Here is a 17,738-nt window from a genome sequence, read left to right on the forward strand (position 1 = left end):
TTACGATCACTAGAAAAAAATTGATAAATGCAATTATAATTAAATAGTTTAAACTAGTCTAACTAGTTCCGTAATGATGGCGGAAGGGCCACACCTGTTCCCATACCGAACACAGAAGTAAAGTCTTCCAGCGCCGAAAGTACTTGGTGGGCAACTGCCTGGGAGGATAGGACATTGCGGGACTTTTATTTAAATGAAGCCGTGCAAAAAAATACAGATATGAATATTGATTCAAGTGAGCTTGAAAATCAATATTTATATCTGTATTTTTTTATGGGGCGAAGCCCCAAACGCAGGCGTAGCACAGCGGAGACGGAGTTGCACGGAATCATTAGACGGCAGTAAAGTTAAGCATTGATTCAAGTTCACTTGAAAATCAATATTCATCGCTATTTTTTTATGGGGCGAACCCCAAACGCAGGCGTAGCGAGAGCTGCGACGGAGTTGCACGAATTCATTAGATGGTAGTAAGGTTTGGCTCTGCTTTTATATTGTAGATATGTTATGATGTTATAGATAACAATATACGATAAGGAGGAAGTATGACAAATAGAATTTTAATTATAGATGATGATAAGGAATTATGCGCTTTGATAAAGCAGAGTGTGGCGGCTGAAAATATAGATGCAGATTGCGGCTCGTCAGGCGTAGATGGGCTGATCATGCTCGAAAAGAATGACTACCAGCTGATCCTTTTAGATGTGATGATGCCGGGAATGGACGGCTTTCAGACAATGGAGAAAATACGCCAACAAAGCAGTATTCCCATTCTTATGTTGACGTCTAAAAATGATAGTATATCAAAAGTCCGCGGGCTTCGTTCCGGTGCAGATGACTATTTGACAAAGCCATTTGATATGGATGAACTGATTGCCCGGGTGGTTTCTTTGATACGCCGATATACACGTTTCAATCTGAAGGGAGAGCATTCTCATCCGATGACCTACCAAGGATTGACCATTGACCTAGATAGCCGGAGCGTGACCACGCTGACTGGTACATTTGAATTGCCCCCCAAAGAATTTGATCTTCTGCTGTTCTGTGCTAAAAATCAAGGAAGAATTCTAACGAAACAACAGATTTATGAGGAAGTTTGGGGTGAATCTTACGCTTATGATGACAGTAACATTATGGCGATAATTAGCCGCCTCCGCAAAAAGATCGAACCTGAATCCGGCACACCGTTTTATATCCAAACGGTAAAGGGGATTGGTTATCGTTTCAACAAAGGGGTGTAGACCGTGATTCGCGAGGTAGTTTTGGGCATATTGTTTTGTCTTGCACTTATTTTCGGTATGATCTGTTTGTCAAAACTGATTGGTGTTAAGCGTCAGCTTAAGGACATGATGGATGCCTTGATTGATATTGAATCTGGAAACGGTAATCGAAAAATTCTTGCTACAAACGATGAGTTGACCGCTGACCTTTCCTATAAAATAAATCAAATTGTTTATCGCTATGAAAGACAGATCTTACAGCTCAAAGCGGCGGACGAAACCAATCGTCAGATTATGACCAGTCTTTCTCATGATGTAAGAACACCACTTACAACTTTGATCGGTTATTTGGATGCCGTTCATAGGGGTGTTATAGTTGGTAAAGAGCGGGAGGAATATCTCGAGATTGCAAGACGGAAAGCACATGACTTGAAAGATTATATTGATATTCTATTCGATTGGTTTAAATTAAACTCCAGCGAATTCGCTCTAGCCATAGAGCGGGTCGAAATTGCGGAGCTGACACGAAATATTTTAAAAGACTGGATACCCATTTTTGAGGAAAGCTATTTGGATTATAAAATCGAAATTCCGGAAAAACCACTATTTACTAGGGTAGATATGGATGGATATGCCCGTATTGTTAATAATCTGGTTCAAAACGTCATTGTCCACAGTCAGGGTGGGCAGATTAAAATTGAAGTGGCAGAAAAGGAAACTGAAATAGAAATCTGTATCGAGGATAACGGGATCGGAATTGAAAAAAACGAGTTGCAACACATCTTTGAAAGACTATATAAATGTGATAAAGGTCGTTCTGATAAGGGCAGTGGATTGGGACTGTCCATTGTTCGGCAGATGGTTGAAAAAATGAAGGGCAGAATTACTGTTCAAAGTGAACCACATCAATATACTGTTTTCACTGTCTTTTTACCACTAATTGAGTGAAGAATCCCTGCTACGGCAGGGATTCTTTTTTTAAAAATTGCAAGGTTAATACAAGGTTGCGGCAAGGTTAATGCAACGTTGGCATGGTAAACTTATTTCAACAAGAAAAGGAGGTTCTTAGTTTGAGTGATTTTATAATCGAAACAAAAAATATTACAAAACAATATGGTGAGCAAAAAAGTGTTGCTAACTTGAATATCCATATTAAAAAAGGCCGCATCTATGGACTACTTGGTCGAAATGGCGCCGGAAAAACCACGACCATGAAAATGCTGCTGAATCTAACGCGACCTACTTCCGGAGAAGTTAAGATTTTTGGAAAAAGTATTCAGGGAAATGAAAAAAAAATTCTACCCCGTATTGGTAGTTTAATTGAATCACCGGGATTTTATCCAAATTTGACAGGAACGGAAAATTTAAAAATATTCGCTCAGCTTAGAGGTGTTTCTAAGCGTGATGCTGTTTCAAGTGCATTAGAGGTTGTCGGGTTGCCGTACAGAGATAAAAAGCTGTTTTCTCAGTACTCCCTCGGTATGAAGCAGCGCTTGGCAATCGCACTTGCCATCATGCATGACCCGGAACTACTGATTTTGGATGAGCCGATCAATGGGCTTGATCCAATTGGGATTGCCGAGGTACGTTCGTTTATTCGGGAGCTGTGTGATGCGAAAGGGAAAACCATTTTAATTTCCAGCCATATTCTTTCAGAAATCGCCCTGTTGGTCGATGACATTGGAATCATTGACCAGGGTGTATTACTGGAGGAGGAGAGTCTTGCTGAACTGGAAGAAAAAAACGGCAAATACATTCACTTTATTGTTTCTGATTCAGCGCAGGCAGCCAGAATCATGGAGAGAAATTTTAGGGTAAATAACTTTACAGTGGAAAATGATCACAGCTTACGTCTTTATGATAATAATTTGTCTGTGGCGAAATTAAACCGTACTTTTATTGAAAGTGGATTGGAGGTATCGGAAGCCCACACGTGTGAAGATACTTTAGAGGATTACTTCAAACGTATAACCGGAGGTGAGGGCATTGCATAACCTGCTTCTTAGTGAATTTAAAAAATTCAAAAGAAAGAAGATATTTTTTTTAGGAATTTTGGCGGCTTTCGTTTTTCCTCTTTTTAATGCTGTATTACTATCAGGTTCGGATTTTGCAAGTTTTCAGTCAGGAGTAAGAGAGGACAACGCCTTCTTGCTTTTAATGCCCCTGCTGATTATTCTGGCAGCTAATCTGTTTTTTGTCGAGCAGGATCATGATACGCTAAAAAATCTGCTTAGCATACCGGTATCAAAAGATCAATTGGTTATTGTGAAGTTATTAGTTTTGCTACTTTTTTCGTTTGCTTTTCAACTAATGGGGTTTACAGTCAGCACGGTGATAGCTATTTTTCAAGACATTCCGTTGAATGGTTTTATATTTCAATTATCGCTTACAACAGCGATGGGGATACTTATGTGGGCGGCTGCGCTTCCCTGTATTGTGTTGGTTGTGTGGTTTAATAAAAGTTACATTCTATCAGTAATTATCGTCTTCTTTTACTCGTTGCTAAATTATGCGATGCGTCTTAGCGAAGTGGTTCTGATGCAGCCTTTAGGGCTAAATATCGGAACACTGATGCCTGTTCCTATTATTTTTCGGTGGCTCTACCAATTTTATGAGCCGATCGGTGAAATTCAGACAGAATTTTACAATCGTTTCAGCCAATATTTTATAGCGACACCGGTATGTTTTGGTGTGCTTTTGTTGGAAGCAGCAGTTTGCGTTTGGCTGATGATCTGGATTTATCGACGCCGAGAAATTTAGAGAAAGGGGGTATCTTTTGTGCTTGGCATTATAAAAACCGAATTTTTAAAATTAAAGAGATTTCACGTTTTGCTCATTGGTCTCATTGGCATGACACTTCCGGCAATTTTGTCGGTATTCACACAAGCAGTTGCCACCCCAGAGGTGACGACACAGAATTTTGACTTTTTAGCGCTCTTTAACAGTACCATATGGAATAGTGCAACCATTTTTATGCCTGTCATTTTCACTTTAATTGGAGGCTATCTAATCAGCCGCGAATATACAGATAATACTTTAAAAAATATCTTGACGGTTCCAGTAAGCTTTCAGCGGTTACTATTTGGAAAACTCCTGGCAATGGGAATCTTAAGTGTACTGTTTGGGTTTTACAGCTATACAATAACGCTGATTGTCGGAGTACTGTCCGGTATTTCAGGTCTGAGCGCTGTTGTTTTATGCACGGGTCTTTTACAGATGTTGGGAATATCAGCTTTTACATATATAGCGGTTCTGCCCATCATCGCTTTTACAAGCAGGAAACCGGGAATTTTTATGGGAGGCGTTATTGTGTCTTTTTTGTTCGGATACAGCGCTATGTTTATTAAGGATGTCACGATGCGAAGTCTGTACCCGATTCTATCAGGATTGACGGTGATGAGATTCGATACGGGAACATTCATGAATACTTCCGAACACGGAAATCTTACACTATCCATGTTATCCATTACGATAATGCTTTTGCTTACAATCACGATTGTGAGACTAACAAATCCACCACAAGCAGTTTTTAAGCGGAAAAAACATAAAAAAACCGATATTCTCATCAGAAAGAGGCCAAAAGGTCGATGATTTTTCAGGAAAGGTGGTATTTTGATGAAAAAGCGACTATTTGCGTTTGTGGCAATCGTCCTTTTAATAGGGGTTCTAACCGGCTGCGAAAAAGATGAAATTCTTGAGGCATACAATTATGCCATTCAAACGGCTGGTGATTACATTGTCGTAGCCGGTCAGATCCAAATTGAGCTTGATCAGATCAGATTTAAAGTGTGTTGTGCTCAGTTCTGGAAATAAAATCATCCTGCAGAACCTTAGGCATTTCGACAAAATAGACGGAAAAGCCGGCAATGCGTACGATTAGATTTCTAAATTCCTCCGGATTTTTCTGAGCCTGATAAAGCGTCTCTGTGTCAACAACATTAAACTGTACCTCCATGCCGCCATTTTCAAAGTAAGTGCTCATTAATTGACGAAGCTTCTCAACGCCTTCTTTATTCGCGACACAGGAAGGACTGAAGCGGAGGTTCATTTGGTCGCCATTACCGAGCATCCTTTGAGGTAGTTTAGAAACCGTATTCAGATAGGCGGTAACCCCATTTCGATCAAAGCCCTGTCTGGCGGAGATGGCTTCAGCAAGAGGCTCACCTTTTTGTCTGCCGTCAGGTGTGGCATCAGTTTTTGAACCATAATCAACATGGACAGTCATGGTGAAGGTTCCAAATGCCCAGTTACCGCCTCTGGGATTGGTGGCAGCAGAAACGTGATCATTCGCTAATTCCATCACCCAGGCCGCCAGCTCATCGACCTCATCAATGTCATTTCCGTAATGGGGAATGTCAAAAACAATGGCTTGATAGAGGGATTCGTAGCCTTTCCAGTTGGCACACAAGGCGCTATAAAGTTCTTTGGTTGTAACGGTCTGATCATCAAAACATAATTTTTTGATGGCTATTAGAGAATCCGCTACATTGCCGATTCCGCAACCGGTTAGTCCTGTTGAGTTATATTTGCAGCCGCCAGAAAGTGCATCCCTGCCGCTTTCGACACAGCCATCCATGGTCGTAGAGGCAACAACGGCAGGAAAATGATCGGCGTACATCAGCTCAAAACAATTTCCCCCGGTTATCTGCCAATCGAGAAAGTACTTTAACTGGGCAGCAAATGCGTCCTTGAATTCGTCAAAGGTCTTGTAATCATAGAGGTAACCCGTTTTGAGACCTTTTGAGAAATCCGTCAGCGGATTTGTGCCATTATGGATGGCCATAATAATGGGTCCTAAAAGGTTAAAGAATACTTCAGAACCAGGACCACCACTGGCAGACCATTCATTTCCAGAGCCGGAAGGTTCGACACATCCGATAATACAATAGTCGCGCGCATCCTCCAGAGTTCGTCCACGCTTGAGTAGCATCGGTATGATCAGCTCATCATTTTCAAATGAGGGGACCCCGCCGCAGGCCTTACTTGATTGAATTGCTAACTCCCACACATCGGAAGGCGTGTTCTTGTGGATGCGAATGTCAACGGAAGGATCAGCGAGAAACATCCGACCAGTAGTATGAAGCAGACATCGGGTTAACGCATTTGTGGCATCCGATCCATCTTTTTTAATACCTCCGATGGTGAAGTGATGACCACCGGTATTATAGGAATAGCCTTTTCCGCTATACATTTTTGACAACATGTCATTTGTACTCATGCGAACCTGAATAAGATTATCGTTTAATTTAAGGAAAAAAGCATCAGCATATTCCTGGAGTGTCGCCATTGTGAGGGTTCCTGATTTGAGTTCAGCCTCGGCGAACCAGCCGGCGTATTGGTCGACTCGCCCTTGCGATAAGCCATGTTGCTGACCGTCGGCGACAAGCATAATCTGATAGAGAACAACACATTGCAGAGCTTCCCAGGTATTTCTAGCCGGATGCTCCATGATCCAGTTAAGGGAATCAGCCATGTTAAGCAGTTCGGCTCGGCGCTCAGGATCAGCATGGTTCTTGGCCTGCCGGGCGCATTCTTTAGCATATCGCTTTGTAAAGACAAGGGCCGCATCGCAGACGATATCGGCGGCCTGATAAAAGAGAAATTTGGCGGCATCATTGCCGTAGATCTGGCCTTGCAGCTGATCCATTTTTTCGCGGATTTCACGTTTAATTCCGCCAAATCCGTAAGAAATGACTTTCTGAAAGTTGGGACTGTAATGCCCCTGAGGGACACCGCCTAAACTGGGTTTGCGGGCAAAAAAATCGGAGCACCCATTGCCTTGAAAACCTTGCAGAACCGGAGGAATGCTTTCTAAATAGCGGGCTGAAAGTGATCGATCCAGCCAATATTCGGAAGCCTCTTTAAAAATATCCCGATCGGAGTCACTCATATAGGCAAAGGCGTCTTCACTCTGCCAAGCGCTTTTGAAACCGGCATCATCATGAGTTGCTTGATGAAGCCAGGAGGCATCCCACTCAACAAAGCTGTTTAGGGACCGGTAAGAGCGACCAATCTGACCCACAAAAATATCTTCATCTTCGACCAAAATGGTTTTATTTAAGCACCACTCATAAAGACAATGAGCGCGCTTTAAGATGTTGGGCTCCGCTTCGTGTGTCTTGTAGTAGTCGGTATAAATTTTGGTCCGTTCACCATCTAGAATCGTGCGTCCCTTATTAGCGGCATCACGCTTGTCACGCAAGCGCTGGATGCGGGGACTGATTGCTGCAAATTTAAACATTAAAAAGACCTCCTTAAAAATATCGTCACGTTAGCCCCAGATTAAAGGCATAATAGTAACTAAATAGACTTAGTGTATTTGAACAGGTGTAAAATAGGTTTCTAAGAGTTGTTTGTAGCTTTGCATAAGCTCATCACTTGGTGATTTTAAATCTTTAAGCTGATTTTCTGTTCCCAGTTTATCATATTTGAGAAGGCCCAATTGATGATAGGGAAGTATTTGGAGTAGCTCGACTGAGGGACTAAGGGCCTGGATGAACGCACCGGTGGCGCGTAGATTTTCTTCAGAATCATTGATGCCGGGAATGATAGGAAAACGAAATTGAATTTTTCCTCCCGCTTCAACGAGATTTTTTGCGTTTTCAAGGATCTTGTCATTAAAAACCCCGGTGTACTTCTTATGCTGGTTTGTATCCATGTGTTTTAAGTCGTAGAGATATAAATCAACATAAGGAAGGGTTCTCTTCAGGGTTTCCCACGCGGCAAAACCAGTTGTATCTAAACAGGTGTGGATGTTTTCATTTTTGGCCGCTTTTAATAGTGCTACCGTAAAATCAATTTGTGCGAGGGCTTCACCGCCGGAGACGGTTAGACCACCGCCGGAGTTATTGTAATAGGCCCGATCTTTTAAAATTCTTGCCATGACATCGGTAAGTTTCATGTCGTGACCTGAAGCAACAAGGGCGTTTGACTTGCATACATGCACGCAGTCGAAACAATTTGTGCATTTATCACGATCAACGTCAATAAGCGAAATTTCGCTCTTGTGCAAAGGTGAATGCTTTGGTTTATCAGTTTTTAAGGCATTATGCTTACAAACGGACAAACACAATCCGCATGCTTCGATGCCAATGCATTTCACTGACGTATACGACAACACATAATGAAATGGAATTGATTCGGGATTATGACACCAGCGACAGCAAAGTGGACAACCGCTGAGAAAAACGCTCGTTCTAATCCCCGGGCCATCATGAATGGAAAACCCTTGAATATCATAAATTCGACCTATTATTTCTTGATTCATGGCACTCTCTTCCCTTTACAGTTTATTGCAAATTCGAAACGCTTTACAAAAAAAACGTTTGTTATTAAAAATTCTATAGCAGTGAAACCGTTTAAACAATGATATATCAGGACCAGAAAAATTTTTTTGCGTCCTTAGCGTCCTTAGAGAAGGATCATTTATTCTTATACATACAATAGAATGTTTGAAATAGGACAAAATGAGTAAAAAAGATGTCCTCTTTATTCATTGTAGAGAGGATAGTGAGTCGCTATAATCAAGTTAACCAAGTTTAATTTTGGAAATAGCATAAGTTTTACAAAGCGTTTTTAGATTGGAATTAAAAGAAAGGAAGCGTGAGAAAAAACGTGATGAGATAAGATAAAAAAACTTGCAGAAAAGGGAAATGTCCGGGTTTTGTGAAAACGATTAAATTAGCGTATTTGGACAATTTTTGTGGAGTTTTTAAACTTCATAATTTGTAACGGCTTAGCAAGAAGTCGAAGCTTAAGGGGAAAAAGGAGGAAAGTGTAGTGAGTGTTAATAATGTGGGAAGCGCAGCAAGTATTGAGAATGTGAGAAGTTCAGAATTCTCGTTAAGTACTGGAAGAGCGACGGCCTTTGGTGCGGCGGAAGTTGGATTTGGACTGATGATGCAGGTGGCAGTTAGCTACTTTGCGTATTTCTTAACCGATATTGCGTTATTGGGACCAGCGATTGTTGGGACAATGTTACTCATCAACCGGATTGTCGATGCAATATCGGTACCACTAACTGGTGCGATCATCGAGAAATCGAACCTGCCGTGGGGAAAATACCGTTCCTGGATGATGATCGCTCCGGCCGTGGTGGCTTTTTGTTTTATCATGATGTTTAGAGTGCCAAGTGGGATGAGTGAAGTGGCAATGGCGATCTATTTTTCGGTATTCTATATGCTCGGTCATATATTTGTGAACTTTAGTTATGCATCCCGGTTTTCGCTCCTGCCAGCAATGGGTAATACACCTAAAAGCAGGATCATGGTGGCATCGAGAACCAATCAGATGAATACCGCAAGTCGGATTCTTTTTAGCCTGATATCATTGCCACTGATTATGTGGCTGGGTGGGGAAGAAGTCAGAAATGCCAGAGGGTTTTTTCTCTACATGCTGATTTTTGCGACGCTGCAATGGGTCGGTTATATGATCAGTGCACGGGCAGCAAAACCGGTCGATATTCCGGGACGATGGCCGAAAAAGAATGTGCCAACTGGTCGTGAGATGATCAACCAGGTGGTAACCAATAAACACCTGATCATTCTGATGCTGGCGGAGTTAGGGAGATTTACAGCCGCTTTGTCGCTGGCGGGATTTGCCGTTTATTTTTATCAGTATGTTGCCGGCGATATGGCGCTTGTTTCAATGTATTTCTTAAGTCTGACAGTCGGTGGTTTTGTTGGGAATCTGATTGGACCACAAATTGCCAAAAGACTCGGCACTAAAAAAACCTATATTATTGGATTGTTCGGGCAAGCGTTTTTCCTTGTACTGGCATACTTTATTGGTAGAGAACCAATGGCCTTCCTGGCACTGAGTGGTCTAGCCTCGCTATCAAGTGGTTTTGGATTCTCAATTTCAGGGGCGGTATATTCAGATTGTGCCGACTACGCAGAATGGAAAACAGGAAAATCTGCAAAAGGAATTGTGATGTCACTTTCCGCATTTCCAATTAAAATAGCGATGGTTATTTCAGGCAGTATCGCAGCTTATGCGTTAGCAGCAATTGGCTATGTTGGTGGAATGCCTCCAACACCTGAGATTCAGCAGGGGGTGGCTCTTATTGCGACGCTACTACCGGCTGTGGCAGCAGTATTTGGCTTTATTTGTATCCTGTTTTACAATCTAAAACAGGATGATCTGGAGATAATGAAAGAGGAGATTAAGGAAAGACAAAGCCAGCAAGCTTAGGTGTATGAATCTTTTTGTGGTCATAAGAGAAATGTGATCATTAATGTAAAGAAAAGATCCGTTAAATAATGAGTCGATTCTTTAACCGGCGTTAAGAAAATAAAGACGGATCGGCAAAACGACAGAATAAGGAGTGAAACAGAATGGGTATTAGAACAATTGGAGTCGTCGGGTCCGGTGCAATGGGAACCGGGATTGCCCATATTATGGCCCAATATGGATATAACGTCATACTGAGTGATGTGAATAACGATCACCTCGAACGTGCCCTTGCTTCAATCGGAAATGTTTTGGATAGTAAGATTCGCAAGGGAAAATGGACAGAAGATAAAAAAACGGAATTGTTAGGTCAGATTAAGATAACAATAGACTTAAATGAGATGACAGCGGTTGATCTAATTATTGAAGCAATTACTGAAAACATGGATGCGAAGATTCAGTTGTTTTCGAGTTTGGAAAAAATCTGCCGGGCTGAAACAATTTTTGCAACCAATACCTCGACCATGTCAATTACTAAGATGGCCTCGGCCTTAAGTCAACCCGAAAGAATGGTTGGACTCCACTTTTTTAATCCAGCCCCGGTAATGAAACTTGTTGAGATTATTAGGGGATACTATACCAGTGATGAGATTATTGTAGCGCTTAAAGAATTGGTCCGGTCAATCGGAAAGGAAAGCATTGAGGTCAAAAAAGATACCCCCGGATTTGTGGTAAATCGATTGATGTTAACGCAGTTTAGAGAGGCTTTACTCGTTTTGGAGGAGGGGATTGCATCGGTAGAAGATATCGATAAGGCCATGACATTGGGATTAAATCACCCGATGGGCCCCTTCACACTAATGGATTTCACAGGAAATGATATCGCCTTTGATACCCTTAAATATATGCATACCGAACTGGCCCAACCCAATTGGGCACCGCCAATCGTTTTAAAAAGAATCGTCAATGCCGGCAGAATCGGAAAAAAAGTACAAAAGGGCTGGTTTAACTACAAATAGGCACAAGAAGGAGAGCTTTTAATGAGTAAACAAATTTTAGCCCGTGAAGCAGTGGGCTTAATTAAAGACAAATCAACGGTGGTATGGACAACCGCAGGACTCTGTTGTTTTCCCGAAGAAATTGCAGTTGCGCTGGAAAAGCGTTTTTTAGAAACGGGACAGCCTAAAAACCTTACAATCGTACATAGCTGTGGATGCGGGGATGGCAAAGATAAGGGGATGAACCACCTGGCATACGAGGGATTGACCGAGCGTCTGATTTCAGGGCACACCGGTCAGGCACCGCGAATGGGCGAACTCATAACCGAAAATAAAATAGAAACCTATCTGCTGCCACAGGGGGTCATGGCCCATCTGTGGAGAGAGATTGCGGGGAAAAAACCGGGTGTCATTACCAAGGTAGGCCTGAGAACCTATGTCGATCCAAGGCTTCAAGGTGGAAAAATAACAAAATGTACCAAAGAGGATCTGGTCGAGCTGATGGAAATTGACAATCAGGAGTGGTTGCGATATAAAACATTTCCTATTGATGTTGCAATTATTAGGGCCACAACAGCCGATCAAAAGGGAAATCTCTCAATGGAGAAAGAAGGTCTTTTACTGGAAGCGCTGCCGATGGCTCAGGCAGCAAAAAACTCAGGCGGCATCGTCATTGCTCAAGTTGAATATCTGGCAAAGGCGGGCTCATTACATCCGTTGGACGTAAAGGTGCCGGGTGCGCTGGTTGATTATATCGTCGTTGCCAGTCCTGAAAACCATATGCAAACCACGGGAACACAATTTAATCCAGCGTTTGTCGGCGATTTAAAGATGCCCATGGACTCAATCAAACCAATGCTTTTTAATGAGCGAAAAATAATTGCAAGAAGAGCAGCCATGGAACTGGATGCCAATGGTATCATCAATCTTGGTATCGGAATGCCTGATGGCGTGGCCAGAGTGGCCTCAGAAGAGGGAATTGCGGATGATCTGGTGATGACAACGGAACTGGGAACTTATGGCGGAATCCCTGGTGCCGGCGATGATTTTGGGGTAGCCTATAATGCCGAGGCCATCATTGAGCATGAGGCTCAATTCGACTTTTATGATGGTGGCGGTCTTAGTGCAACCTTTCTAGGGCTGGCACAAACAGATAAAAAGGGAAATCTTAATGTCAGTAAATTTGGGAAAAAAGTGGTCGGTTCCGGCGGATTTATCAATATTTCACAGAATTCAAAAAAAGTAATCTTTTGTGGAACCTTTACTGCTGGTGGTGGAAAGTATGAAATCAAGGATGGGAAAATCCGCATTCTCGAAGAGGGACGCGTAAAAAAATTTGTGAATCAGGTCGATCATATAACCTTTAGCGGTGAATATGCCACCGAAATAAAGCAACCTGTTCTTTACATCACGGAAAGGGCTGTTTTTACCTTAGAAGATGGTGAAATGACACTCATTGAAATCGCACCGGGGATCAGCATTGAAAGAGACATCTTACCGGCAATGGAATTTGCACCGAGAATTTCACCAGATCTAAAAGAGATGGATAGCAGTATCTTTTACGAGCAGTGGAATCAGCTTAAAAATAGTATGATTTCCAGCTCACAAACGGCAAGAACTTGAAAGGAGGCAGTAATGAGACTCGATAATAAAGTTGCCATTGTCACCGGTTCTGCTCAGGGACTGGGTAAGGCGATGGTATTAAAGCTAGCTCAATCCGGGGCAAAAATCGTTGTAACGGATATTAATTATGAGGCTTGTTTAAAGGTTGAAAAAGAGATCAAAGTGGCAGGCGGAGAGGCGTTTTCGGTTAATTGCAACGTTACCAGCCGGACAGAGGTTAAGGATTTAATCGCAAAAACGATTAGTCGTTATGGTCAAATCGATATCCTTATTAACAATGCGGGGATAACAAAGGATGCCCAAATAACGAAGATGACCGATGAACAATGGGACAGTGTGTTAGAAACGGATCTTAAATCGATGTTTATCTGCATCCAGGAAGTACTGGTAGAAATGATTCCCCATGGCAGCGGAAAGATCATTAATATTACCTCCATTGCCGGAGAAGAGGGGAATTTTGGTCAGACGAATTATTCAGCCGCAAAGGCTGGTGTGATTGGTATGACAAAGACGCTGAGTAAGGAACTGGGTAAAAGAGGCATAACGGTAAATGCGGTCGCACCAGGATTTATTTTAACAGAAATGACAGATAGCATACCGGAAAAAATTAAGCAACAACTTATCGGAAGAATCCCGTTAAAGCGTGGTGGAGAACCTGAAGAGGTTGCTGATGCAGTATTGTTTTTAGCGTCTGATCAGGCATCGTTTATTACTGGACATGTTCTTAATGTAAATGGTGGAATGTATGTCTAGTCATAAAAATTTAAGTAAGAGAGGGATAATGTGATTAAAGAAAGATTGAGCACAGAATATAAAACAAAATTATTTACGGATATTTATTCGGGAAATAAGCCGGATCGGGTTCCCGAAAAAGTGGGCGTCAACGCCTGTGCGGCACTGGAATTAGCTGGTTATGACTTGCGATTGGCCCAATATGGTATTACCAAGGTACTGGATGCGACAGAAAAGATAAACGCCAAATATGACACATACACGCTCATTGGCACATGGCCAGGTACGCCATGGTTGCATAAGTTTACCGGCAGTCGAACCAATGTAATGGGAGAAGATGGATTTATACAGCATCCCAATGTTCATGGTATGGAAGCGGATGAATACGACCTGCTTTTGGCGGACCCCTTGAAATTTATCTGGGAAACGGTTATTCCAAGGCTCTTTACAGAATTTGATGCACCGCCAATGAAGGCCGCTCTGGCAATGGCGAAAACAATCAAGGCAAACGATTATATCAATGGAAAAATCGCCCAGGGTAATATGTCATTGATAAAAAAATACGATAAGTCGGCATTTCCGACTTTTGTGGGAATAAGTCGAGCCCCCTTTGATTATCTGGCGGATTACCTTCGCTCCTTCACGGGGGCACTTGTCGATATCCGCAGAAAGCCGAACGAAGTGCTTGAAGCCGTTAACCTGATTACGCCGTTGATGATCAAAGCCGGCTGCCCACGACATGTAGAAACCCCCAGCAGATTGACCAGAATTTTCTTTGCTCTGCATATGCCAACCTTTATGTCAGAGAAATTTTTTGCAAAATTCTGGTGGCCTTCTTTTAAGGAAACGGTCTGGGCAATTTATGATAAGGGCTTTGGCATCAACATCTTCTGTGAAGAAAACTGGATGCATTTGCTGGATTATTTAAATGAACTGCCCCCTGGTTGCGAGCTTCAATTTGAGTATGGCGATCCCAAAACGATCAGAGAAAAAGTTGGTGATAAGCACCTTATTTCAGGGCTCTTCCCCGTCAGTCTGATGAAAAGTGGGACAAAAGAGGAAGTCTGTGATAAGGCGAAGGAATATTTGGACATCCTCGCAGTGGATGGTAAGTATATCTTTAATTTCGATAAGTCCATTCTAACAGCAGGACAAATAAACTGGGATCTTTTTCAACCCCTCATCGATACGGTTCATGAATATGGAAAGAATTAGGAGGCACAGGATGGAGAAAAAAATTAAAAGCGACTATTATACAGATTTGGATGAGACCTTGAAAAAATATGGCATTCCGGAAGAAGCGAAAGACGACGTTGATGAGACGATGCAATGCATTGAAGATATGATTCTCTATTTTACAATGACGACCTTAAGCAACTAAAACAAATACCGGCACCTGGAAGTCACATTAAAATGATTTTTGGGTGCTTTATCATTAACAGAGAAACGGTTAAATTAAAAAATATCAGAAAGGAAAAAAGATGATGTATGAATTTAGACCGGTAACCAAACGAATAAACCAGATGAGACAGCTTGTGAGAGACCGGGTCATTGCGGTGGATGCACAAAGGGTGGAGCTCATAACAGGTGCCTATCAAAAATACCATAAGGTTCCCCCAAGTATAAAAACGGCTTTAGTGACCCATGAGATTTGCACAAAAATGACGACAAGAGTAGAGGACTTTGAACTAATTGTTGGAAATATCGGAAAAGCGTTTTTAGGTTCAGGCATGTGGCCCGAATGGGATGCCAGTTGGTTGTGGAACGAACTGGAGGACAAGGCGCTTTGGGAATATTGGGATGATGGATTGTATCACCGCACCGACAAATCCGGGGTTCATTTAAGCATGAGTGAAGATGAGATAAAGCGGTTTATGAGTTATCAGGATTTCTGGAAGGATAAAACCATTACTCAGTATTTTGATTCCTGGGGACCGGATGGCTTTGAAGAGGTTGCCGGCTTGGGGATTCTGGAAATGGGCGAAAAAATGAGAGCACCCATTCATACCGGGCATCTGGTTGCGGGTTACGAAAAAATCATTAACAAAGGCTATGGAAGGATTAGAAGCGAAGCAAAACATTGGATTGACGCACATAAAGGCAATTTGATGGGGGATGATGTTGAAAAATATATGTTCTATAAAAGCGCCGTTATTGTCTGTGATGCAGCAACGGGGATGATCAAAAACTATGCCAAGGCATGTGCCTTAAAAGCAAAAGACTGCCCTGATGCCAGCAGGAAAGCAGAGCTTAAAAAGATGGCTGACGGGCTTTTATGGCTCTCTGAAAATCCAGCCAGAACATTTTGGGAGGCCTGCCAGGGCGTGATCCTGTATCAAGTTTTGCTTTATATGGAGGCCCGGCACCCGGCCCTGGCATTTGGAAGATTTGATCAATATACATGGCCCTTTCTTGAGGCTGATCTTAAAGAAAACCGATTGACATTGGAAGCGGCACAAGAAATAGTTGATGCATTTTTCCTTAAATCAAATTGCTTTTATCGGGCATCGAATCCCAGGATTGCCGCATATACCGGGGTAGGTGTTACCTATCACCATACCACTATCGGTGGGGTAAACAAGATAACCGGTGACGATGCATCAAATCCAGTCACCTATATGGTCCTTGAAACCTTAGCGAGACTCTCCCTTCATGATCCGACAGTTTCTTTACGCATCCATAAAGATACACCGGAAAAATTATGGGATCTGGCCATTGAGACAACCAGAAGGGTCGGGGGCTTACCCTTGTTCCAAAATGATGCGATCATTATTCCCGGTCTTGTTAAAGAACTGAACATGACGCTTGAGGATGCCAGAGATTACAGCATCATCGGCTGTCAGGAAATCGTCGGCTCAGGAAATGATTATCCCGCCGGAAATGGACTTCATGGAAAAGCCGGATTGGGAAGCCACGGGAATGTTTTACTGACGGCGCTAAACAATGGGACAAATCCGTCAAATGGGAAATCTGGCGGACTGGAAACCGGCTATCTTTATGAGATGAAGTCCTTTGACGAGGTCAAAGCAGCTTATAAAAAACAATTTGATTATCTTCATAAATGGTCGGTTACCATTCAAAATTATGTTGAAAATCTGTCCGAATTTTACGCCCCGTCGCCAGCGTTGTCAATTTCTATCGAGGGCTGTATGGCGTCCGGAAAAGATTGCGCGGCAGGCGGTGCAAAATACAACTCTTATGGGGGAACAGCCACTGGTCTGGCTACCGTTTCGGACTCGCTAATGGCAATTAAATACATGGTTTTTGATCAGGAAATCTGCACCGCAAAAGAACTCTATGATGCCATGATGGCCGATTGGAAAGGCTATGAAGTTTTGCAGCAGCAGATTTTAAATGAGGTTCCGCATTATGGAAATGATGATAACGATGCCGATGAAATGATGCGGTGGGTTACCGATATCTATTACGACAATTGTAAAGAATGCTACAGTAAGCGCTCCAAGGTTTATAAAGCAGGGCTTTACGGAGCTGCCCAGCATGTTGTTCAAGGAGCAGTTACCGATGCGACACCTGATGGCAGAAATGCGGGCCAACCATTGGCAGACGCGATGTCACCGGGACAGGGAAGAGATAAAAATGGTCCAACCGCGATTTATAATTCAGCCTGTCACATCGATCATGGGAAATACATGGATGGCATCGCGCTAAACCTGAAAGTGCATCCCTCATCGCTACAAACGCAAGGTGCGAAAAAAGCCCTACTAAATATGACCAAGGCCTATTTTGAAAAAGGCGGAATGGAGGTTCAATATAACGTTGTAAGCACAGAAGCGATGAGAGCCGCACAAAAAGATCCGGCTGCGTATCGCGATCTGGTCGTCAGGATTGCCGGTTACTCCGCCTATTTTAACGAGCTAAGTGAGGCGATGCAAAATGATGTCATCAGCAGAAATGAAGTTGAGGTTTAATGGTTTAGGTTTAAACCAATAGCAGACAAGTGTATGGCTAAGTCGAATTTTATTACTGAGAAATTCAG

Annotated in this window: 15 protein-coding genes and 1 rRNA gene; 14 read left to right on the top strand and 2 right to left on the bottom strand. The window is 42.5% G+C overall.

Annotated elements, in window-relative coordinates; genetic code table 11:
- Window positions 1-66: 66 nt before the first annotated feature.
- The 7 genes from rrf to ACIZ62_RS00405 all read left to right on the top strand — a co-directional run bounded on the left by rrf (window position 67) and on the right by ACIZ62_RS00405 (window position 5,030).
- Window positions 67-183, top strand: a 5S ribosomal RNA gene (rrf, locus tag ACIZ62_RS00375).
- A 359-nt stretch (window positions 184-542) separates the two neighbouring features.
- Window positions 543-1,238 carry a response regulator transcription factor gene (locus ACIZ62_RS00380; protein WP_111888489.1) on the top strand — a complete coding sequence of 232 codons (696 nt, stop codon included), beginning with the start codon at window positions 543-545 and terminating at the stop codon, window positions 1,236-1,238.
- A 57-nt stretch (window positions 1,239-1,295) separates the two neighbouring features.
- Entirely contained in the window at window positions 1,296-2,165 is an 870-nt protein-coding gene (locus ACIZ62_RS00385) for a sensor histidine kinase (RefSeq protein ID WP_204355401.1), read from the top strand.
- A gap of 122 nt (window positions 2,166-2,287) precedes the next feature.
- Window positions 2,288-3,211 (top strand): ABC transporter ATP-binding protein, encoded by a 924-nt coding sequence (locus ACIZ62_RS00390; protein ID WP_322520072.1) that lies wholly within the window; start codon window positions 2,288-2,290, stop codon window positions 3,209-3,211.
- Window positions 3,195-3,977: an ABC transporter permease gene (locus ACIZ62_RS00395; protein WP_414151001.1), complete on the top strand. Its 783-nt coding sequence runs from the start codon at window positions 3,195-3,197 to the stop codon at window positions 3,975-3,977. Before ACIZ62_RS00390 ends, ACIZ62_RS00395 begins: the two co-directional genes overlap by 17 nt.
- 18 nt (window positions 3,978-3,995) lie before the next feature.
- Window positions 3,996-4,808, top strand: a complete 813-nt coding sequence (locus tag ACIZ62_RS00400; RefSeq protein ID WP_414151002.1) for an ABC transporter permease — start codon at window positions 3,996-3,998, stop codon at window positions 4,806-4,808.
- Window positions 4,809-4,832: 24 nt separating this feature from the next.
- On the top strand, window positions 4,833-5,030 hold the full coding sequence (locus tag ACIZ62_RS00405) for a hypothetical protein (protein ID WP_111888485.1): 198 nt from the start codon (window positions 4,833-4,835) through the stop codon (window positions 5,028-5,030).
- Here ACIZ62_RS00405 and ACIZ62_RS00410 read toward each other — a convergent pair.
- A complete protein-coding gene (locus ACIZ62_RS00410; RefSeq protein ID WP_414151003.1) occupies window positions 4,999-7,458 on the bottom strand; it encodes a glycyl radical protein in 2,460 nt (819 codons plus the stop codon). The two genes, ACIZ62_RS00405 and ACIZ62_RS00410, sit on opposite strands and share 32 nt — an antisense overlap.
- Before the next feature lie 69 nt (window positions 7,459-7,527).
- Window positions 7,528-8,484 (bottom strand): glycyl-radical enzyme activating protein, encoded by a 957-nt coding sequence (locus ACIZ62_RS00415; RefSeq protein ID WP_111888483.1) that lies wholly within the window; start codon window positions 8,482-8,484, stop codon window positions 7,528-7,530.
- Window positions 8,485-8,996: 512 nt separating this feature from the next.
- On the opposite strand from ACIZ62_RS00415, the gene ACIZ62_RS00420 reads away from it, so the two are divergent.
- From ACIZ62_RS00420 to ACIZ62_RS00450, 7 genes are all read left to right on the top strand, one after another.
- Window positions 8,997-10,409 carry an MFS transporter gene (locus ACIZ62_RS00420; RefSeq protein ID WP_111888482.1) on the top strand — a complete coding sequence of 471 codons (1,413 nt, stop codon included), beginning with the start codon at window positions 8,997-8,999 and terminating at the stop codon, window positions 10,407-10,409.
- A gap of 143 nt (window positions 10,410-10,552) precedes the next feature.
- Entirely contained in the window at window positions 10,553-11,407 is an 855-nt protein-coding gene (locus tag ACIZ62_RS00425) for a 3-hydroxyacyl-CoA dehydrogenase family protein (RefSeq protein WP_111888481.1), read from the top strand.
- Window positions 11,408-11,428: 21 nt separating this feature from the next.
- Window positions 11,429-13,009, top strand: coding sequence for an acyl CoA:acetate/3-ketoacid CoA transferase (locus ACIZ62_RS00430; RefSeq protein WP_111888480.1), 1,581 nt, complete (start codon window positions 11,429-11,431; stop codon window positions 13,007-13,009).
- 12 nt (window positions 13,010-13,021) lie between these two features.
- Entirely contained in the window at window positions 13,022-13,762 is a 741-nt protein-coding gene (gene fabG, locus ACIZ62_RS00435; RefSeq protein WP_111888479.1) for a 3-oxoacyl-[acyl-carrier-protein] reductase, read from the top strand.
- Between the two features lie 30 nt (window positions 13,763-13,792).
- Window positions 13,793-14,956, top strand: coding sequence for a uroporphyrinogen decarboxylase family protein (locus ACIZ62_RS00440; protein ID WP_111888478.1), 1,164 nt, complete (start codon window positions 13,793-13,795; stop codon window positions 14,954-14,956).
- Window positions 14,957-14,966: 10 nt separating this feature from the next.
- Window positions 14,967-15,122, top strand: a complete 156-nt coding sequence (locus ACIZ62_RS00445) for a hypothetical protein (protein ID WP_204355400.1) — start codon at window positions 14,967-14,969, stop codon at window positions 15,120-15,122.
- Window positions 15,123-15,222: 100 nt separating this feature from the next.
- Complete coding sequence (locus ACIZ62_RS00450) at window positions 15,223-17,670, top strand: glycyl radical protein (RefSeq protein ID WP_111888477.1); 2,448 nt, start codon at window positions 15,223-15,225, stop codon at window positions 17,668-17,670.
- Window positions 17,671-17,738 lie beyond the last annotated feature (68 nt).

Source organism: Acetobacterium carbinolicum (assembly GCF_047456275.1).
Lineage (GTDB): Bacteria > Bacillota > Clostridia > Eubacteriales > Eubacteriaceae > Acetobacterium > Acetobacterium carbinolicum.